Source organism: Mesorhizobium sp. M0563 (assembly GCF_040321065.1).
Taxonomy (GTDB): Bacteria; Pseudomonadota; Alphaproteobacteria; order Rhizobiales; family Rhizobiaceae; genus Mesorhizobium.
In genome coordinates this window covers 14,830-34,215 of record NZ_JAMYQV010000029.1, presented here as the reverse complement: position 1 = coordinate 34,215, position 19,386 = coordinate 14,830, and the positions used below count along the sequence as shown (strand labels likewise).

Here is a 19,386-nt window from a genome sequence, read left to right as displayed (position 1 = left end):
TGATCCCGGTGCGTTCAAACGGTCTCTGCCGCGGTGATCCCGCGAGCGGTCTCCTCGGGCGATGCGCCCACGATGTCCCAAGCGAAGCTCCATGCTCGCCTCCTGTTAACCATCGGCCAAATATGAACAAAACAGGAACAAAAATTCAAGGATGGTCTTGACGAGAGAGGAAAATGTTCCTCATTTCCACGTATGCCGGAACAGCCTGAAAAGTGGCCAAGAGGCGCGCCATGGACCTTGATGCACGCCCACAATGCCGGGCAGGTGGCCCGCGTGAGCTGCGGCCACTGCAACGTCAGGCGCTTCTACAAGCCGCTCGAACTCCGGGAGGTCATCGGCAACGTCACCATTGATCAGGTCCGGGCCAAGGTCCGCTGCGAGACATGCGGCCGCAAGGAATCCATGCGGGCAGAATTGTTTCATCCTGTGGGGCAGGAACTGGAGACCATCCGCTTCCGGCGCTTGGTCGAGATCCGATGGGAGCGGCGGGTCGTCTGGAGGGATGAATAGCAGGCGCCCCGACCGGCGAGGTTCGGGTAGCAACTAGGGGGCGATCAGCTCGGCGAGCTTGGCCGCAACGTCTGCCATCGAATTTTCTTTAGTGCTCAGGCCACTTCGCGAGCCGAGCAGAGGGCTAACATCGCGGAGAGCTTCGTACGTCGTGTTGTGTACGATGGGAACAAGCTGGTCACGCGCCAACAGTGCCGAAAGCTCCTTTTCGGCGATGCCCGCGTCCTGGATGCGGTTCAAAAACGCTGGGGTTACCAGAACAATTCCGACTCGCGAATTCGCCAGCCCCTTGTCGATTTCGCGGAGCAGCGGCGTGCCGAGGATAACGTCCTTCTCGCTGAACCAGACAGTGACATTACGCAACTCAAGCAGATCGTGCAGCTCTTTGGCGGCCCCCTGCCGGTCGTCCCAGGCGTGGCAAAGAAAGATGTCCCGGCGGGTAGGCAGGGGCGGTCGCTTTTCGACAGTTTCGCGGATCGGCGTGAGTGCCCGCACCTCAGCAGGCGTGTACACCACGGACGAACCTGCCCGCGACCATTTCGGCCTTGCGCTGCTGCTGGACCCGCCGCTGCTAATCCCGCCGCCGCCGCTGCTCCCAGGCGAGGAGTAGGACGGAGAGTACGGCCGGTACGAGTACGACCTGTAGCCGCCGCGGCCACCGCATGCGGGGCAGTCCTCTCGACCGCTCGCTGTGCGATGGCCATATACTGGTGCTGTGCATCTTGCCATGTGGCCGATGATACTAGGTACCATCGCATAATGCACGTCCGATTAATCAAATGACCTGCTCAGAAGTGGTTGGGCGGGAAACCAGCCCATTGTAGTCACTACGGCAAGGGCGACATTGCTACTTTGCAGAAACAGGACATTTCTATTTTGCGGCCATACAGACCATTTGACATGATGGATATTGTTGGCTGGAATGAATCCCTGGTTGGGTAAGTAGTGGAGCGAACTCCACGTATCCGTCGATTGCTACTGTTTGCGGTAGTAGGCGCTCCAGGCCGATCTGATATCGGCGAAAGACCATTCTTTTCGCCGACCGTAATAGGGGCTCGGGCGGAAAAAACACTGGTTCAGGCCGGTCTCCCTCTGGAACTTCATGAACCATGCCGTGGATTTTGGCTTACCGCGGGCTGTTGCCTGGATCCGGCGAATGAGCCCGCTGTCTGCCCAGTGGTCACCCGGATTGGGAAGCGAGGCGGGGTCGGCCAGGTAGCTGCGGAGCTTTTGCAATGTTGCATCTTCCGGTGCCTGGTGAAGGTCTGCGCGAAGTTCTGCCACGGCGAGCGCGGCGCCTTGTCTGGCAGCTTCCGTCAGCATGTCGCGCAACTGGGTGCTGGTCAGCACCAGCGCTTGCAGGGCTTCCATGAGCCTTACTTTCCTTGATGGAATTTTTGCGGCAGAGATCGCCGCCGACTCATTGCCTCACAGTCCAAAAATGACGTCAAGCGCAAAGCGTAGCAGGATCGCTGTCAAAGGAAATCAGTACTGCTCCCCCTGGGCGAGAAGCTTCGTGATTCTTATGGAAGCCTCTTTAAACTTTGATTTTGATCGAAGCGCTTTTACCCGCCGCGTTACCTCGTCATAGTCAAGAAATGGCTCAATGTCCTGTTTCTTCAGCACATTAAAAATTCCCCGATCACTGCTGCTGATCTGAGAGGTCAGCCCGTCAATGGTCAGTAGCAGCCCTTCATCCGATTTGATGTTTGCGCGCAATAGCTGGCGGGGGCCTTCGTTATCGCCAGCCTGTTGCCAGGCGAAAAGAAGGCTAAGCGGTCGTGGGGATTCCAGAATTTGTTTTGCGCTCATCGCCTGATATCGTGTCAGCATGATGCGGATTGCATCGTCCATTTGGCGCTCCGTTGCCAACGTCCAATCGCTGTCGTGGCGACTCTGATTTCCATACCGACCATGGGCAAAGATCTCACGCCGAAATACAAACGTAAGCCAGCCTATAGCTGCACCCTTCGCGAACATGTCACGGGTTGCGTTGATGCGTTGAGTCGGCTTTAGCCGCGACAAAAGCGAACCTATGAGCGGAAGCGTCCTGTCCCATAGAGAATTGAAAGCAAAACCGTCAAAGGGGCGGAGCCGGTACGCCTCATCCATGCTGTTTGCAAACGCCATAAGCAGATTGCGGGACTGCTTTTCGTCTAGCAGTTCGTGGGCACCACCTTTGATGCGCTCGATCATCAAGTCAGCCTTGGTAAGTGTTCCGGCCGCATTTTGGCGTTGGAACGCCAAGAGCACTGCTGCCGTTTGATCGGGACCAGCTGCCAGCGCATCCCACATGGCACTGAAATCGCTTTGCGTTAGAGCGTGGGAAGGGGAGGCCATCGCAAAGTAAAGCCTGTAGTGGTCCGGGCTCGACAGGCGCCGCCTTTGGATCGCTTTGTCTCGTGTTTGGTCACCAACCTGTTGGAAAAGTTGAAATATTGGGCCATCTTTTGAGAAACCCGGCTCAACACCAGCAAGCTGCGTGGAGAAAGAATACCGGTAGAGATAGTCGGCGAATGTGGATTTGCCAGCTGCCGACTCAAGCGAAGCCAATTGGTGGATCTTCTCCGCCTCGTCCACCCGAGCCGTCCCCAACGACAGCGACGCCGCCGTACCGCAATACTCTTCGATCCATCGATACAGCGCTGGATTCCCGTCTTTGATTAACTGCAACCAGACGAGGTCTGCCAAATCGGCGCCAATTTCTCGGAGAGGAGGCCAAAAAAAACGAATTGAATCCAGTGCTCGAACCACAGATCTCGGGGTCCGCAATTGCCGGCCACCTTCGTTATCGACTACCTGCCGCAGCCGCTCTCGCTCGTCCTCATCCTTGACTGTGCCTATTTGCTGCAGCGCTTCAGCGAACCACTGGCGCAATTGGAAGGTTTCTGGCTTGGGCACCATCACTGTCAGCTGAATGATCTTCTCAAGAAAAGCTCGGCCATCTTGGACGCTGGCTGCTTCCTGGATGCTATGTGCCAACACTTCGCTGTCGTAGCAGAGAAGGTAGATTACGTTTGGCAGATCGATGACGGACCTTACAAGGCGCAGGATCTCCATAATTTCCCCTGGTTCCAGTCGATCGACGTCATCAATAGTGATTACGAAGCGGTGGCCAAGGTCGCGCAACGATTTGACGAGCTGGTCCTTGAGATCGGCCAACTGAGGGGGAGCTTCGGTCCCGGTCATATCCCCAGCGGCTTTCAAGCCTTTTCCCGCATACTTGACCACGCCAAGCCCGGCTACGTCGCCTGCTACTTCAAGCAATCCTCCAGCCTTGCTCAGCCCGGCCATAAAGCTGCGAAGCGCTTTGCCAGCGCTTTTGGCTTTTGCGATTGAGATCGGCGTAGCGTCGCCTGCCATAAGGGCGACTTGATCCAATTGGCCTGAGAGCTCGCCGAACAGGCTGGTGATTAGGGCGTCCCGATTGCCGATCAGCCAAGGGCGAAAATGGATGACTGTTGGTCTCGCCACGGGAGGTAGTTTGCCGAGCTCATCGCCGACCAAAAACAGCAGGCTCGATTTTCCAGAGCCCCAAGCCCCTTCAAGGCCGACAACCAAGCCGTCCTCGGATGCTCGGTCGACTAAGGATGTGGCAATACGCTTAGCCACCTCGCGGAATCCAAGTTTATCTTGGTCGCCTACGCCTAAGGCGCGGTCACCTCGAACTGAATAACTTTCTGTAGATGCCATGACGCAGTCTATCCTGATATTTTTAAAGACGTTCAGCCTAATTTCATCTGCTGTCAAAGGATCACTGTGTTGGTCAGGGGTGGCTATATTCCAAGCAGTACGCCAAGCCGTTCGGTGACCGGACGCATGGGGTCAACCAAGCCAAGATCGTAGATCATCGTGGTTTCAAGGTTGCCCTTGTGGTCGACGTAGTGGGATATGGCCTCATGGGAGACCCCTTGGCCGGCCAACATCAGCGAGATCGCGATCCGCTTGAGGTCGTAGAGCTGGAAATACTCGGGGACGCCCGGCAGGGCTTTGAACCTGTCCAGCCCCTTGCGGAAGTTGTCGCGGGGCAGGGTGACGTCGGTGTGTGACGGGAACAGCAACTTGCTTTCGGGCCAGCGGAGACGTTGGGCCTGAACCATCGCGGCAACCCTGGAATGGATGGGCACCGAACGGTAGGCATACTCGTAAAGCGACCGCGACAATTTGATGCCCTTGGTGTTGTGCTTATGCCAGACCAGCGTCTCCAGATCGAAATGGTCGAATTCTGCATTAGCTAAATCACTGGGACGAGCCATGGTCAGGAACAGGATGCCCATGAAATTGCAGAGCTCCTGCATCTGGTCGTTGCCGGTTGCCACCTGTCCCTTGACCAGAGCCATGTTACGCTTCGCGTGGCCTTCGAGGTGATCGATCTCAGGCACGGCCTCAAACACCGGGTAGAAGATGTGGGCCGCGATCTGCCGTATCTGTTCGGTGGAATAATCCCGGCGGCGGCGGATCTGCTTCCGCGCGCGGATGGGGGTGCACGGATTGCGCATGTCCACCAGTTGCATGCGGATAGCCCAGTTGTAGAGCGCCAAGACGTGCCGCAGCGCGCTGTTGAACACGTATGGCGAGGTAAACTGCTTCTGGAATTCTTCGATATGGAGTGGCTTGACGGAGGAGAGCGGTCGATCGGCAAACAGCGTTCCGAAATCCTTGTAACGCCGCCGGCTGTTGTGGCCGCGCTTGGTGGTGATCTTGGGCGTTGGGCGTAGCCAGTGGGCCACAAAAATCGCGAAGTTGTAGCGGTAGCCTTGGGAAAGGCCGCTGACATGGCTTTCCCAATAGCGGTCAATCGCTTCACGGACCGTCAGAAGGTGTGCGCGGCGGGGGTCGGTTCGGTCGAAATCCGGATTTTCGCCGGCCTCCAGCCGGCGCTGCCGCTGGCCGACCGCCAGTCGGGCAGAGGATACGGTGAGAACGACGGTTGTCCCGAGCACTTTTCGATAGCGCCTGCCATTGAACTGGTAGGCATGGACGAAGGCTTTATTTCCGAGCGCAGTCACACGGAGTCCCAGCCCTGAAACGGAGTCGTTGCGAATGCGGCCGTCTATTCCAACCGGATAATCCCAGTAAATTTCCTGGCCTTTCCCAGAAGGGCAATTTGCGGTAAAAACTAGATCGTCAGTTAAAAATAATTGGGGCATTTCATGTAACTTCCATGTAACCGATTTATAGCAAATGTTACATGGAAAGTGAAGTAATGATGATCATCAAGTCATCAAAAATGACATAAAAACAAATGATTACTAATTTCGATAATCTCGGATTATCGTACTTGGGGCGCTCCGAAGGAAGGGGTCATGCGTTCGAATCGCGTCGGGTGCGCCAAGTTATTCAATTGGTTACATGACTTTCAATCCTATCAATTCCTTTCATGTAACTTTCATGTAACAGACTTTTCTGACAATCAATTGCTACGGTTGTTGTGGCGGGCGCACGTAAAAAGGCGATATTGTCCACGGCGACGCCAAATACGGCTGGCGGAAGACAATGAAATCAGTCATTACGGCACTATAGTGTACGACGGAGAGCTGGGAGGCTTAGCTAATGGCAGCAGAACCTGAAATTTGGACGGATCCTGATCGTCCTAAGGATTTCCCTAAACCACAGGAAACGATTGCCAGGCTTGCGAAGGCCACTCACGCATTTCTCGCCGGCGAAACTGATCTCTTTGAAGTTAGTGTCAACGAGCGCAGTTTGACGCATCATCTGGCAGTCCACATCGCGCCTTACTTCGACCAATGGCATACCGATTGCGAATACAACCGGCTAGGGGACAAAGGGAAGAACCTGCCTCGGCCGGACGAATTCAAGACATCTCCGGATGATACGTCGGCTATGACGATCTTCCCCGACATCATAGTTCATCGCAGACGTACTCTTTACAACTGTGCGGTCGTGGAAGTGAAAAAAGCGGGCAACAGGAGGGGGCTGGACCTTGACGCGGAAAAGCTCCGCGGCCTCACAATGGCTGGAGACTACGACTACACAGTTGGCTTGCATCTGATTATCGACTGCGCAAAGGCCGTGGTGGCCGATGTTGTGGCGTATCGAGGTGGGGAGGTCGATGGCGACCTTACTGCGTACGCTCAAGGCCTTTTCATTCAGTAATATTCGGTGTGCAGGAGTAAAGTACAGTGCAAGGCGACGACGACAAGAAAACAGAAGCGTCGATCAGTCGCGGTTCAGAATGGCATCGATGGGAGCCGCACATTCATGCGCCTGGCACCATTCTTAATAACCAGTTCGGAGCCACGGATCCCTGGAATTTCTATCTGGCGACGCTCGAAAGCCTGACACCCAAAATCGAGGCAATCGCCGTTACCGACTACTATGTCACCGACACCTACGAGGAATTCCTCAAACACAAAGCTGCTGGCCGGTTGCCCGGTGTAAAGCTGATCTTCCCGAACATCGAGTTGCGCCTCGATGTGGCGGCAAAGTCCGGCTTCGTGAACATCCATCTGTTGGTCAGCCCCGAAGATCCGCACCATGTCGATGAGGTCAAGCGTATCCTCAAGCGCCTGCAATTTGGCGCGCACAACGATCGTTACGACTGCTCACGCGAAGAGCTTATCAAGCTTGGAAAGCGCGCCGACTCGACAATCATCGATGACGGCGCGGCTCTTCGGCACGGTGCGACCCAGGTCAAGGTCAATTTCGACCTACTGCGCAAGGTCATCCATGAAAGCGAATGGGCAAAGAAGAACATACTGATCGCCGTCGCCGGTGCCGCCGGTGACGGCACGTCTGGTCTTCGGCAGGCCGCCGACGCCACCATACGCCAGGAAATCGAGAAATTCGCCCATATCATCTTCTCGAGCAGCCCGGCCCAGAGGGAATTCTGGCTTGGCCAGCGGGGCGTGACCGTCGAACAGCTGCGCTCGGCATATGATGGCTGCAAGCCTTGTCTTCACGGGAGCGACTCGCACGACCAGAGCTCAGTGGGCCAGCCAGTCGATAATCGCTTCTCATGGATCAAGGGCGCCCTGGAGTTCGATTCGCTCCGTCAGGCCTGCATCGACCCGGAGGGCCGCGCCTATGTCGGCGAGCAGCCGCCGCGGTCGGCAATGCCGTCGCAGGTCATCTCGCACGTCAGGATCGACAATACGGACTGGGCCACCACGCCTGATATCCCGCTCAACCCCGGTCTTGTAGCCATTATTGGAGCGCGAGGATCGGGCAAGACCGCGTTGGCCGACGTCATTGCGGCAGGTTGCGATGCAATCTCGTCCTCTGGCTGGGATGCAGACGAGAATATCAGCCCGTCCTTCCTGGCACGGGCCCGCAAGCTGATCGGTAAGGCGACGACGACACTCACCTGGGGCGGCGGCTCGACGGTCACGCGCTCCCTCAATGGCAGCGACGCCAACGGCCATATGTCCTTTCCTCGCGCCCGCTATCTCTCACAGCAGTTCGTCGAAGAGCTTTGCTCGGCGAAGGGTGTCTCCGATGGTCTCGTGGACGAGATCGAACGCGTGATATTCGAGTCGCATTCACAAGACGATCGTGAATGGGCTACCGACTTTGCCGATCTGCGCGACCAGCAGACTGCACGGTTCCAGCAGGCACGCAGTCGAGAAGCCGGCGCGATTTTGGACGTTTCTGACCGCATCGCTGGCGAACTGGAGAAGGAAAGCCTCGTCGCCACACTGGCCACGCAGGTCGCGCAGAAAAAGAAACAGATCGCGGACTACACAACCGACCGCACCAAGCTCGTCGTCAAAGGAACTGAAGCGCAGGTTGCCCGCCACACCCAGCTCAGCGGGGTGGCTCAGAATCTGCGGAACAAGATCCAAACCTTGGGAAATCAGCGCCGTGCCTTCGTCGCTTTACAAGACGAGGCTCGGAGCGTGCGCGCTACTGGCGCACCGGAAATGCTCCGCCAAGCTCAGGCACGGCACGCCAACAGCGGCCTGGACGCCAAGCAGTGGGACGATTTCCTGCTGATTTATAAGGGTGACGTCGACAAGAGCTTGACGGCTTACATCGCGTGGGCGGATGGCGAGGTTCGGAAGCTCAACGGCGTTCCGCCGCCGACTGGCGATCCGAACGTCGCGCTGATCGCCGACAATGCTGATCTCTCGGCACTTACGCTCGCCCCAATCCTCGCTGAAATGACACGCCTGGGGGCGTTATTCAGCGCTGATAAGCTGGTTCGGGACCAATACACTGCACTGACCGGCCGTATTACGCAGGAGAGTTCTGCGCTTCAGGCTCTCGAAACCCGGCTCACCGATGCGCAAGGGGCTGCAGGGCGCCGGAAGGAGCTTCAGACCGAGCGCGATGATACGTACGGACGGGTTTTCGAGGCGATCATTAACGAACAGAACGCGCTAGCCGGTCTCTACGCGCCGCTGATGGCGAGGCTTGCAGCGGCATCAGGCACCCTCAACAAGCTCAGCTTCTCGGTTCGCAGGATCGCTGATGTAGAAGCATGGGGCTCGGTAGCGGAGGAAGAACTCCTCGACAGACGCAAGGCCGGTCCCTTTTACGGCCGCCGCTCACTCATCATTGCCGCAACGGAGGCACTCAAGCCCGCTTGGGAGATGGGCTCGGCGGCGGCGGTTCAGGCTGCGATGACAGCCTTCATTGGAAAATACGCCAATGACCTTCTCTCGCACGCGCCCTATGCGCCCACGCAACAAGCCGAGTTCCGCACCTGGTCGAAGCAATTCGCGCACTGGCTTTTTGGGACCGACCACATCACCGTTCGGTACGAGATCTCCTATGACGGCGTCGACATCCGGAAGCTCTCGCCAGGCACGCGGGGCATCGTTCTTTTGCTGCTCTACCTCGCCCTCGACGATTCTGACGATCGTCCGTTGATCATCGACCAGCCGGAGGAAAATCTCGATCCAAAGTCCGTATTTGACGAGCTGGTGGCGCTGTTCATTGCCGCTAAATCGAAGCGCCAAGTCATCATTGTCACGCATAACGCCAATCTTGTCATCAACACCGACGCTGATCAGATCATCGTAGCCGAAGCTGGCCCGCATCCGTCGGGCGGTCTTCCGCCGATCAGCTATGTGGCGGGCGGGCTGGAAAACGCCGCAATCCGCAAGGCCGTGTGTGACATCCTCGAGGGTGGCGAGGCCGCGTTCCGCGAGCGCGCACGGCGGCTTCGTGTTCGTCTTGATCGATAGGTCGGGCAACGATGGTCACAAAGGACACTGCTATCACCGCTCCCCAGCCGCTCTTGGCCACGCTGGCCGAATGCGGTTGGGCCCGCCATGTCGCAGGCGTCGTAGAGGCCGAAGCCATCGTCAGCGAAATCGGCCGTATGGGCGATCTTCTCGGCAGGCGCACTGCTGGCCGAGGCGGCGCGCTGCAGGAGTTCGTCCGACCCCAAATGGCCGATCATGCACATCCTCGATCCTTGAGCGCGCGCTATGGCCTGAACGCATTGCCGTTCCACACAGAACTGAGCCACCGACCAAGGCCCTGCCGCTATCTCCTTCTCGGGTGCATCGAGCCCGGGTTGCCCCGCGCGGTGACGATGCTCCTCGATTGGCGAACCATCGGCTTTTCGCCGGATGAGCTTCACCTCCTCGAAGGCGCTCCGATCCTGGTGCGAACCGGCCGGCGCTCTTTCTACTCGACCATTCTGTCGCCCGATCGCGCCTTCCTCCGATACGATCCCGGCTGCCTTGAAGCCGTCGATGAGCGCGGACAGGCAGCCCTGAGACTTATGGAACATCGGTTGGCCAGGGGGACCCCGGAAGTCCATCATTGGCACCAGGGGGACATTTTAGTTATCGACAACTGGCGCGTTCTGCACGGCCGCGGGCCGACGGACCAAGGCTCCGGCCGGCGTCTAGCGAGGGTTCTGATCGATGCCTGACGACGTCTTCATCGCGATCAACGGCGACGCGCTACATGCGAAGTCGAAGGTTTACATCGGCCGCGCTCTGGTCAGGAAAGGCGCCGGGGAACTCGACGAATACCAGCTTTGGGCTTCGCTCGCACTTGAGCTGCTTGGCAAAGCTGCGCTTGCGCGCAAGCACCCGAGCCTCGTTGTGGATCCGACCCACTGGCAGTCCATGTTCGTTGCCGCCGGCATCAACGTTACGACCGATGTGAAGACCATAGCGGCAAAAACCTTGTTTGAGCGCCTTGCGCACCTCGTTCCGAGGTTCGACAAGACCATCCAAAAATTCTGCCAGGAGATCGCGGAGCGTCGCAACACGGAGCTCCACTCAGCCGACCTCCCATTTCATACCATGCGGCTTGACGCCTGGGAGGCGCGCTATTGGCATGCTTGCGACACGATCCTTAACCAGATGGGATCTTCGTTGGAACAATGGTTGGGTGCGGCCGATGCAAAGGCTCCGCGTCAGTTGCTTGATGAAGCTGCTCAAGCCCTTGATTCGGCAGTCAAGCTTCGCGTCGAGGCCGCCAGGGAACAGTTCGAGGCGTTGAAGAAGGCAGAGCGGGAGCGCCTAGCGGCTGAGGCCGTATTGCTACAACCGCGACATCAGGCTGAACTCTTCAAGGGTAGTTACGATGAAATCTGGGTGGAGAGCTGCCCGGCATGCAAGTGCCGCGCCTTCATTACTGGCGAGCAAACCGGCGAAGACATCAGCGAGGAGCACGATGAGGGAGCCATCTGGGAGATCGTTGACCGCGAATTCGTTGGCGAAGAATTCCGCTGCCCAACGTGCGATCTAGCGCTTACGGGTAGCGCCGAAATTGAAGCGGCAGGTGTGGACTATATCTTCGAGGATCGGCAAGAGCGCGAGATGGAGCATGAGCCTGACTACGGCAATGACTAACGCGCTGACGAAGGTTTCCGCTTGCGCCGAGTCCAACCAACACTCTTCCTTATCGGGGGATTCGGTCGACCCTTGTTCGTGTCGAACCCTAGGCTTACGCGAAAAACCAACTTTACCTGAAGCGACATGATAGCCGACCTGATCCTCATTGATCCTGAACTTTGGGCCAAAACGCGTTCAGGTGCTCGCGCAGGCCGCGGTTTCCGATACCAGGATGCGCTCTGCGCTGCATTGGCCGTCGAAGCCTGGGCAGGAGGAGCAGCGTGGAATGCCGTCGTTCCTGAAGGACTTGAGGATGCGACACTGCACGGGCCGGGATTGGAAATCCGCGCCCAGATTAAGTCGCGCCACGACCCTCGGGGGCGCTTCAGCTTAACTGAAGTGGCCGGGTTCATTGCGAAGATGGCGCTCCCTTTGGACAAAGCGGCTGGTAGCAGCGTTCGACTGGCGCTAATTCTCGAGCGCAACGTAGACGGCCTCGAACCCAGCGGGTGGTTGGAAACGCTAGCGTCAACAGGCCAGAATTTCGAGAAGTTTGCGGAGGCACTGTCGATGGCCTTCGCCCCCGGCACGATCGACAGCGCCGCTCTGCTCGCCAAACTTCACCTTGTGGTGTCACCTGACCCCTTGGGCGCGACTCCATTAATTCTGGAACGAAAGGGCGCTCTGGACCCTGCGGCAGGCCGCCTGGTGGCCCAAGAGCTTCGTGCTGTTGCAGGGCGTGCTGCGGATGATAATTACGCGAACCAGCCCCAAGCCCCGGCATCGCTCGGCGCTACAGACGTCCAGCGTCTGATCGACGGCGTCCAGCGCATCCTTGACCCCTTGGGCCGGCTCAAACTTGCGGATGACCTCTGCGAGGCGGCAAACTTCCACGAATCGCTTAACGCACCTGACTTCTATAGCGGCGTGAACGTCATGCCCGGTCACGTCAGCGCAGGCCTGGTGTTCGACCGACCAGCCGAAACCGCTGATATCTTGGAAGCGTTGGAAGCCCAAGGGGCCGTGCTGGTGGCGGGTCCTTCAGGTGCTGGCAAATCGGCACTGACTTGGTTGGCGGCTTATCATACCCGACATGCCGTGCGCTGGTATCGCGTTCGCCGCCTAGGCGAGCCGGATGTGCCCAGACTAGTCCAGCTAGCTCGCCTTCTCGATGCTGGTCCAGGCCGCCCGGTTGGATTTGTCATTGATGATGTAGGCCGCACCGGTGCGGCCGGCTGGGATATGCTCGTTTCTGAGATCCAAGCAATAGCGGGTTTGCTCGTCCTCGGTTCGGTTCGGGAAGAAGACATCTTCCTTCTTGGCACGGCTGCGACAACTCCTGTCGTCCGGCCCCATCTCGACGAGCCTCTTGCTGAGCGTCTTTGGCTTGCCTTGTCGGCTCAGGGGGAGGTCGCTTTCTCCCATTGGGTCGAGCCCTTCGATGAAAGCAAAGGCCTTCTGCTGGAATACACGCACCTGCTGGCAAAGGGTCAGCGGCTTGAGCAGACGCTCACCGAGCAGGTCCGCCGACGCCTATCGGAGAACAGAAACGACGAACTGGAACTGTTGCGACGCATCGCGTTTCCAAGCCGGTATGGTGCGGTCGTAGAGAGCCGATTCATCCGTGAGCGTGTCGGTTGGGACTGGTTCCGAATGGCGAAGGCCCTAGCGCGCCTCATCGAGGAGCATGCCGTGAAGGAGACGTCAGATGGCGGTCTCGCAGGCTTGCATGAGATCCGGTCCGCCTATCTCGATGAGGCTATCCGGGCTTGTCTCGACATGCCTCTGTCCGAAACGATTATCGAAGCTGCGTCGGTCGTCAGCGCCACTCACCTGCCGATCTTTATCGTACGCATCCTGAGAGCCTATCCGGAGGAGCGATCCGAGCTTGTCAGCGCCTTGGCTTGCCGTACGGTTAGGGGCGATGTTGCTTCCCTTGGCCCCATACTCCACGGACTGGGCCTAGCGACTGCCGACATCGTCGCCGCACATTGGTTAGAAATCTCTCGGCGTCTGAAGGTCGACGATCGGTTCTCTTCTCTTTTGTTCAACCTGACTGCAGTGACTCCGATGGAGGGAGACCTACCGCTATTCGCAAAGGTGCGGGAAGCCGGAGCCTCCTTCGCCACGGTCAAAGTAGAGGACCTGCGGGGCAGCTTCCTTGATCGACTTGAAGACGCGAGTGGCTTGGACATCCATCACATCGATCTGGAGACGCTACATCGTTTGCAAGCGGCTCTAATGCCGTTGCGAGGTTGTTCCAAGGCGCCTAGCCTAGATCTGCCGCTAGATCAGGATCTGTCGGCAGCACCACTGCTCCCCTTGCTCGAATTCATCCGGACGACTTGGGACATAAAACCCACTGAGTCCGCCCGCCTTGTTGACCTGGCTGGCGGATCGCTGGCCCTATTGGCGCGCTTGCGTGACGAGCTTCCTTGGATCACTGCCCCTCGGTTGGTGGAGGTTGAGGGCGAGGATGGCGGAGGCCGTGAAGCCGCCGTGGAGGCCAATGTCCGAGTCATTTCGGACGCCGTGCAGAACGATCTGCATGGCGACGTCGTGCGTCTGTGCGAACTCATGCTGGTCGCTGCGCCGGAGGCCCGAAGGGCGGTATCCGACACCATATTGCCGGATGGTGCCTCGTTGATGGTGGCGGGACACAGCCTCAATAGCAAACGCATCCCTCGAGAGAGTCTCCCCAGTCCGGCTCGCGTTGCTTGGAACCGCGCTCAAGCTCGCGCCGTGGACCGTCTCGTCGGGGCGCCTCAAGAAACCGGCCGTACCGCCTCCCTGGCGCACCTCATCGAAGAACTAAGTCAGCGACTCGATGAGGCCGCCAACTTATATCTCCGAATGGAAAAGCCCAAAGAGCGTTGGAAACTCCTCATCAATATCACCGGGATGCTGCGAGACTTCGTGCCGCCGCCGCGCGTCAATGAGGTAATGTCGCACTCTCTCGATCCTGGGTCCTATTCCGGATCCGATCATATGCACAATTTTGCTGTGGATCTGCAGACACTTGTGCTGGAACTGGCCGACGGCAACAACGAGAATGTCAAAGTCAGCGCTATGCGCGTTGTGGACCTTATCGAGACCGCAGAGAAACTCTCCGATCCTACGCTCTGGCGCATGATTTCGTCGCCACCGATCCAGGCCATGTCGGATCTTTCCTCTCGGCTCCGGGATATCCGGGCTGTCTATGGCCATATTGCCAATGATCCCGATCGCCGACGTCGATGGGCGGCGAACTTCAGTACCACCAGCCGACGTCATTCCGCTCTCTCGAAGGCAGCCTCCCAATCGCGAATCCAAGCTGACGACGACCTCGCGACGCGTCGGAAGAAATACGAGGATGTCTTCGCAGACGCCGGTCTGACCGTTCGCGTTCATGCGCGAGCCTCGGAGAAGGACGCAGGATATGCGTGGCCCCACGTGTACTTCGCCGGTCTGGTTGTGACCGACTCGATAGAGGGCTGGATTGGCGATCTAGACCGGTTCAGAGCGGTTTGTGAAATCTTGGCGGATGAACCGAGGATGAGTTGCGCTCCCCTGATCCGTGATCAAATTCCGCCCGTCGCTATGGTGAGGATCGGTGAGGTGCTCCTTCCAGACTTGAATTTCGCGGAGGAGTGGGCAGCGCTTTTGCCATGGCCCATAGTCGACACACCTTTGCTGAACCGCGTTACAAGCACGTTGAGCGATATTTCTGCCGTATCTGCCATGGTTCAGGACAAGGGTACCGATCTCAATCCCGCAGAAGCCATCCACTTCGAGGCGCACCTGCACCGTATTGAGGACGCTATCGCGTGGTTCGGCGAAGCGACAGCGGATGAGGCGTCCGCAGCTTTAGCCATGACAAGTCAGGTGATCCTCGCCAGCATCCAGCGTATGCAGGCGGAACTCCAGGGTTCCGCAGAAGGAGGTTCGCTAGCCGTCGAGTTTGGTCGCCTTATGAACGGCGAGTTCTCCGAATTGACGACGCAGGTCGCAGCTTTGCGTATAGCATTGATGGAACACGCCCTCGGCCTTGAGGCTTGGTCAGACTTATCTGCCCCATTGGAAGGGGTCGACGCCTGATCAAATTCCGAGAAACTTGATTGAAAAGAGCATTTTGTGTTACACAAATCCTTGCACAACCACAGGAAAAATGCCAGATATCGCTTTGTTAACAACGGGATGTAGATAGGCTATTCGGTCTCCAAAACCGCAGGTCGTAGGTTCGAGCCCTGCTGCCCGTGCCATTCCTAGGAATGGATACCTAAAAAACGATTCTTTTGCAGCGCAGCCTTTGAAAACCGGCTTGTGACTTGCCATATAGCATAAGTTGCGGCATAAGGGCCGCATAGCCGGGACGGGACGACTGGATGGTTCCGAGGCGGCGTTTGGTCATAAAGCGGACACTTGCCACTTGCGTGGATCAAGAATCGGTTTTATGTAGACGAAACAGACACGCGACGCGTGGAGCTGGGAAGCCGGCTTTACGCGTCTGATTTGCATGGGCGAAATGATTGCGCTGATTCGGCGCGAACGCACGCTCAAGCGGCACGTCCCGGCCAGCGGGATCATCCAGGAGACCCGGCCAACGGGTCTTGCAGACAGAGCGGCATATGGCTTCGAAAACCACAAATCCTTTCACCTTTCTCCAGCAGGTTCGCGCGGAGACTGCCAAGGTCACTTGGCCGTCGCGGCGCGAAACGGTGATCTCGACGGTGATGGTCCTTGTGTTCGCGGTCATCGCGATGATCTTTTTCTTTACCGCAGACGTGGCCATGGGCTTTGCGGTCGAAAAAATCCTCGGCCTCGGACAGTAAGTCCGGCGATTACGGAGAAGTCTTAAAATGACCGCGCGGTGGTACATCGTCCACGCCTACTCGAACTTTGAAAAGAAGGTCGCCGAGGACATCGAGAACAAGGCCAAGCAGAAGGGCCTGTCCGCCGACATCGAGCAGATCGTGGTGCCGACCGAGAAGGTCGTCGAGATCCGCCGCGGCCGCAAGGTCGATGCCGAGCGCAAGTTCTTTCCGGGCTATGTGCTGTTGAAGGCCAATCTGACCGATGCCGTGTTCTCGCTCGTCAAGAACACGCCGAAGGTCACCGGTTTCCTGGGCGACTCCAAGCCGGTGCCGATCACCGAAGCCGAAGCCCAGCGTATCCTGAACCAGGTTCAGGAAGGCGTCGAGCGGCCGAAGCCGTCGGTGACGTTCGAGATCGGCGAAGCGATCCGCGTTTCGGATGGACCATTCGCGTCGTTCAACGGTTTCGTCCAGGAAGTGGACGAAGAGCGGGCGCGGCTCAAGGTGGAAGTATCGATCTTCGGGCGCGCCGTGCCGGTCGATCTGGAATTCGGACAGGTCGAGAAGGGCTGATCCGAAATCCCTGCACCGGTTTCGGCGGCAGGGAAGGCGGCGCGGAGATCGCGCGGCCAAAACGGGTGGGAGGCGAATGCGGCTTTAGCCGGCCGCGCGGACCGCACCACCAGACTGCAACCGCCGGCAAGACCGGCATGAGAAAAGGCAGGAAGAGAGATGGCTAAGAAAATTGCAGGCCAGCTCAAGCTCCAGGTTTCCGCGGGATCGGCCACGCCGTCGCCCCCGATCGGCCCGGCGCTTGGTCAGCGTGGCATCAACATCATGGAGTTCTGCAAGGCGTTCAACGCGCAGACCCAGGAAATGGAAAAGGGTTCGCCGGTTCCGGTCGTCATCACCTACTATCAGGACAAGTCGTTCACCTTCGTCATGAAGACGCCGCCGGTGAGCTACTTCCTGAAGAAGGCCGCGAACCTGAAGTCGGGCTCGAAGGAGCCGGGCAAGGTCAAGGCCGGCACGATCGGCCGCGACAAGGTGCGCGCCATCGCCGAGCAGAAGATGAAGGATCTGAACGCAAACGACGTCGAGGCGGCCATGCGCATGGTCGAGGGCTCTGCCCGCTCGATGGGTCTGGAAGTGGTGCGCTGAGATCATGGCAAAGATTGCAAAGCGTGTATCGCAGACCCGCGAAGGCATCGATCCCAACAAGGCTTACGCTTTGGGTGAGGCGCTGAAGCTGCTCAAGGATCGCTCCTCGGTGAAGTTCGACGAGACGATCGAAGTCGCGATGAACCTCGGCGTCGACCCCCGCCATGCCGACCAGATGGTCCGCGGCGTGGTCAACCTGCCGAACGGCACCGGCCGCAGCGTTCGCGTCGCCGTCTTCGCGCGTGGCGACAAGGCCGAGGAGGCCAAGGCCGCCGGCGCTGACATCGTCGGAGCCGAGGATCTGGTCGACATCGTCCAGAAGGGCACGATCGACTTCGACCGCTGCATCGCCACGCCGGACATGATGCCGCTGGTCGGCCGTCTCGGCAAGGTGCTCGGCCCGCGTGGCATGATGCCGAACCCGAAGGTCGGCACCGTCACCACCGACGTGGCCGCCGCCGTGAAGGCATCGAAGGGCGGCGCCGTCGAGTTCCGCGTCGAGAAAGCCGGCATCGTTCATGCCGGCGTCGGCAAGGTCTCGTTCGACGTCAAGGCGCTGGAAGAAAACGTCCGCGCCTTCGCTGATGCGGTGACCAGGGCAAAGCCGGCTGGTGCCAAGGGCAATTACGTCAAGAAGGTGTCGGTCACCTCGACGATGGGCCCGGGCCTCAAGCTCGACGTCTCGACGCTCGCGGCGTCCTGATACGAACAATTGGATCGGCCGCTAAAACGCTGATCCGTGAAAGAATTCCGGGCCTCCGATCTGTCGGCGGCCCGGTACCGGAAGTCGAAAGGCTTCCGGACATCCTGTCCGAGATTGCAGGCGGCCCCCAAGCCTTAGGTGATGTGGGCCTTAATTCATGTGGGCCTGCATGAGACGGGTGAAGACCGGACAAAGGAGCGAAAGCTCCAATGAAAGGTTCGAACCGTGTTTGCCTTTTGTCTGCGCACCGTCCGGCTTGCCGGCAGGTGTGGCGAAAGGGGGCAGGATCCTCGAGCGTCGTTCGGGAGATCCGTTACTGGATGGCCCGGCCGGCAAAAGGCAACCCGACGCCTGTCCTTCGTAGAGGGCAGGGGTCAACTGGAGATAGGCAGTGGACAGAGCGGAAAAACGCGAACTCGTCACGGGCCTGAATGATGCGTTCTCAAGCGCTGGTTCAGTCGTCGTGGCCCACTACGCCGGTATCACCGTCGCGCAAATGAACGACCTTCGGTCGAAAATGCGCGCCGCCGGTGGCACCGTCAAAGTCGCGAAGAACCGTCTCGCCAAAATCGCTCTTCAGGGCACGGACTCCGCATCGATCATCGAGCTGTTCAAGGGACAGACGCTGATCGCCTATTCGGAGGATCCGATTGCGGCGCCGAAGGTCGCGTCCGATTTCGCCAAGGGAAATGACAAGCTCGTCATTCTCGGCGGCGCAATGGGCACCACCTCGCTCAACGCCGACGGTGTGAAGGCACTCGCCACACTTCCGTCGCTCGATGAGCTGCGCGCCAGGCTGGTTGGCATGATCGCCACGCCGGCAACCCGGATCGCCCAGATCGTCAATGCGCCTGCGGCTTCGGTCGCGCGCGTCATCGGCGCTTACGCCCGGAAGGACGAGGCGGCATGAGGCCGTTCCTCGCTATCACAAACACACGTTCGAACCTTATGAAGGAACATTGCAATGGCTGATCTGGCAAAGATCGTAGACGACCTTTCGAAGCTGACCGTCCTCGAGGCGGCCGAGCTGTCGAAGCTTCTTGAAGAAAAGTGGGGCGTTTCCGCCGCTGCTCCGGTGGCGGTTGCCGCTGCTGGCGGCGCCGCGGCCGCTGCCGCTCCGGTCGAGGAAAAGACGGAATTCGACGTCGTCCTCACCGAGGCAGGCGCTCAGAAGATCAACGTCATCAAGGAAGTTCGCGCCATCACCGGTCTTGGGCTCAAGGAAGCCAAGGACCTGGTCGAGGCGGCTCCGAAGCCGGTCAAGGAAGCCGTTTCCAAGGCCGACGCGGACAAGTTCAAGGCCCAGCTGGAAGCAGCCGGCGCCAAGGTCGAACTGAAGTAAGCGTTGAGTACCGGCGGGCGGCGTCGCGCCGTCCGCCACTCCCTTCACGTCGAAGGGAGGCTCATGGCGCGAAGAGTGCGAAAACCTCTTTCCTGAGGGCCGCAAACCGGCCTT

16 protein-coding genes and 1 tRNA gene are annotated in these 19,386 nt (G+C 58.7%); 13 read left to right on the top strand and 4 right to left on the bottom strand.

The features are described from left to right. Positions 1-240 precede the first annotated feature (240 nt). Positions 241-510: a hypothetical protein gene (locus NKI50_RS27585; protein ID WP_352718219.1), complete on the top strand. Its 270-nt coding sequence runs from the start codon at positions 241-243 to the stop codon at positions 508-510. A 33-nt stretch (positions 511-543) separates the two neighbouring features. Here the strand turns inward: NKI50_RS27585 and NKI50_RS27580 are convergent, their stop codons facing one another. The 4 genes from NKI50_RS27580 to NKI50_RS27565 all read right to left on the bottom strand — a co-directional run bounded on the left by NKI50_RS27580 (position 544) and on the right by NKI50_RS27565 (position 5,660). After that, complete coding sequence (locus tag NKI50_RS27580; RefSeq protein ID WP_352718217.1) at positions 544-1,023, bottom strand: toll/interleukin-1 receptor domain-containing protein; 480 nt, start codon at positions 1,021-1,023, stop codon at positions 544-546. 462 nt (positions 1,024-1,485) lie between these two features. Next, a complete protein-coding gene (locus NKI50_RS27575; protein ID WP_352718215.1) occupies positions 1,486-1,881 on the bottom strand; it encodes a hypothetical protein in 396 nt (131 codons plus the stop codon). Between the two features lie 114 nt (positions 1,882-1,995). Continuing rightward, entirely contained in the window at positions 1,996-4,260 is a 2,265-nt protein-coding gene (locus NKI50_RS27570; RefSeq protein WP_352718213.1) for a KAP family P-loop NTPase fold protein, read from the bottom strand. A gap of 26 nt (positions 4,261-4,286) precedes the next feature. Next, complete coding sequence (locus tag NKI50_RS27565; protein ID WP_352718211.1) at positions 4,287-5,660, bottom strand: site-specific integrase; 1,374 nt, start codon at positions 5,658-5,660, stop codon at positions 4,287-4,289. 403 nt (positions 5,661-6,063) lie between these two features. Here NKI50_RS27565 and NKI50_RS27560 point away from each other — a divergent pair, with 403 nt between their 5' ends. From NKI50_RS27560 to rplL, 12 genes are all read left to right on the top strand, one after another. Further along, on the top strand, positions 6,064-6,627 hold the full coding sequence (locus NKI50_RS27560) for a hypothetical protein (RefSeq protein WP_352718209.1): 564 nt from the start codon (positions 6,064-6,066) through the stop codon (positions 6,625-6,627). A 62-nt stretch (positions 6,628-6,689) separates the two neighbouring features. Next, positions 6,690-9,662 (top strand): TrlF family AAA-like ATPase, encoded by a 2,973-nt coding sequence (locus tag NKI50_RS27555; protein WP_352718262.1) that lies wholly within the window; start codon positions 6,690-6,692, stop codon positions 9,660-9,662. A gap of 53 nt (positions 9,663-9,715) precedes the next feature. Next, positions 9,716-10,360 (top strand): TauD/TfdA family dioxygenase, encoded by a 645-nt coding sequence (locus NKI50_RS27550; RefSeq protein WP_352718207.1) that lies wholly within the window; start codon positions 9,716-9,718, stop codon positions 10,358-10,360. After that, positions 10,353-11,291 (top strand): hypothetical protein, encoded by a 939-nt coding sequence (locus NKI50_RS27545; protein WP_352718205.1) that lies wholly within the window; start codon positions 10,353-10,355, stop codon positions 11,289-11,291. Before NKI50_RS27550 ends, NKI50_RS27545 begins: the two co-directional genes overlap by 8 nt. A 126-nt stretch (positions 11,292-11,417) precedes the next feature. After that, positions 11,418-15,350 (top strand): hypothetical protein, encoded by a 3,933-nt coding sequence (locus NKI50_RS27540; RefSeq protein ID WP_352718203.1) that lies wholly within the window; start codon positions 11,418-11,420, stop codon positions 15,348-15,350. A 94-nt stretch (positions 15,351-15,444) separates the two neighbouring features. Next, positions 15,445-15,514 (top strand) — tRNA-OTHER (locus NKI50_RS27535). A 366-nt stretch (positions 15,515-15,880) separates the two neighbouring features. Beyond that, the gene (gene secE / locus NKI50_RS27530; RefSeq protein WP_023721668.1) at positions 15,881-16,084 is read left to right on the top strand and encodes a preprotein translocase subunit SecE; all 204 of its coding nucleotides are present in this window, start codon (positions 15,881-15,883) and stop codon (positions 16,082-16,084) included. A gap of 27 nt (positions 16,085-16,111) precedes the next feature. After that, positions 16,112-16,639 (top strand): transcription termination/antitermination protein NusG, encoded by a 528-nt coding sequence (gene nusG, locus NKI50_RS27525; protein WP_006333333.1) that lies wholly within the window; start codon positions 16,112-16,114, stop codon positions 16,637-16,639. Positions 16,640-16,798: 159 nt separating this feature from the next. After that, on the top strand, positions 16,799-17,227 hold the full coding sequence (rplK, locus tag NKI50_RS27520; protein ID WP_352718201.1) for a 50S ribosomal protein L11: 429 nt from the start codon (positions 16,799-16,801) through the stop codon (positions 17,225-17,227). 4 nt (positions 17,228-17,231) lie between these two features. Beyond that, complete coding sequence (gene rplA, locus NKI50_RS27515) at positions 17,232-17,930, top strand: 50S ribosomal protein L1 (RefSeq protein ID WP_352485033.1); 699 nt, start codon at positions 17,232-17,234, stop codon at positions 17,928-17,930. Between the two features lie 391 nt (positions 17,931-18,321). Further along, complete coding sequence (gene rplJ, locus NKI50_RS27510) at positions 18,322-18,840, top strand: 50S ribosomal protein L10 (protein WP_008875657.1); 519 nt, start codon at positions 18,322-18,324, stop codon at positions 18,838-18,840. A 54-nt stretch (positions 18,841-18,894) separates the two neighbouring features. After that, entirely contained in the window at positions 18,895-19,272 is a 378-nt protein-coding gene (gene rplL / locus NKI50_RS27505) for a 50S ribosomal protein L7/L12 (protein WP_023680442.1), read from the top strand. Positions 19,273-19,386 lie beyond the last annotated feature (114 nt).

Excerpts from the sequence above, each read along its gene's own strand:
- nusG (WP_006333333.1), top strand. The coding sequence starts at position 16,112 with ATGACCGCGCGGTGGTACATCGTCCACGCCTACTCGAACTTTGAAAAG.
- rplA (WP_352485033.1), top strand. The coding sequence starts at position 17,232 with ATGGCAAAGATTGCAAAGCGTGTATCGCAGACCCGCGAAGGCATCGAT.
- NKI50_RS27545 (WP_352718205.1), top strand. The coding sequence starts at position 10,353 with ATGCCTGACGACGTCTTCATCGCGATCAACGGCGACGCGCTACATGCG.
- NKI50_RS27585 (WP_352718219.1), top strand. The coding sequence starts at position 241 with ATGCACGCCCACAATGCCGGGCAGGTGGCCCGCGTGAGCTGCGGCCAC.
- rplL (WP_023680442.1), top strand. The coding sequence starts at position 18,895 with ATGGCTGATCTGGCAAAGATCGTAGACGACCTTTCGAAGCTGACCGTC.
- NKI50_RS27575 (WP_352718215.1), bottom strand. The coding sequence starts at position 1,881 with ATGGAAGCCCTGCAAGCGCTGGTGCTGACCAGCACCCAGTTGCGCGAC.
- NKI50_RS27560 (WP_352718209.1), top strand. The coding sequence starts at position 6,064 with ATGGCAGCAGAACCTGAAATTTGGACGGATCCTGATCGTCCTAAGGAT.
- secE (WP_023721668.1), top strand. The coding sequence starts at position 15,881 with ATGGCTTCGAAAACCACAAATCCTTTCACCTTTCTCCAGCAGGTTCGC.
- NKI50_RS27565 (WP_352718211.1), bottom strand. The coding sequence starts at position 5,660 with ATGCCCCAATTATTTTTAACTGACGATCTAGTTTTTACCGCAAATTGC.
- rplK (WP_352718201.1), top strand. The coding sequence starts at position 16,799 with ATGGCTAAGAAAATTGCAGGCCAGCTCAAGCTCCAGGTTTCCGCGGGA.
- NKI50_RS27540 (WP_352718203.1), top strand. The coding sequence starts at position 11,418 with ATGATAGCCGACCTGATCCTCATTGATCCTGAACTTTGGGCCAAAACG.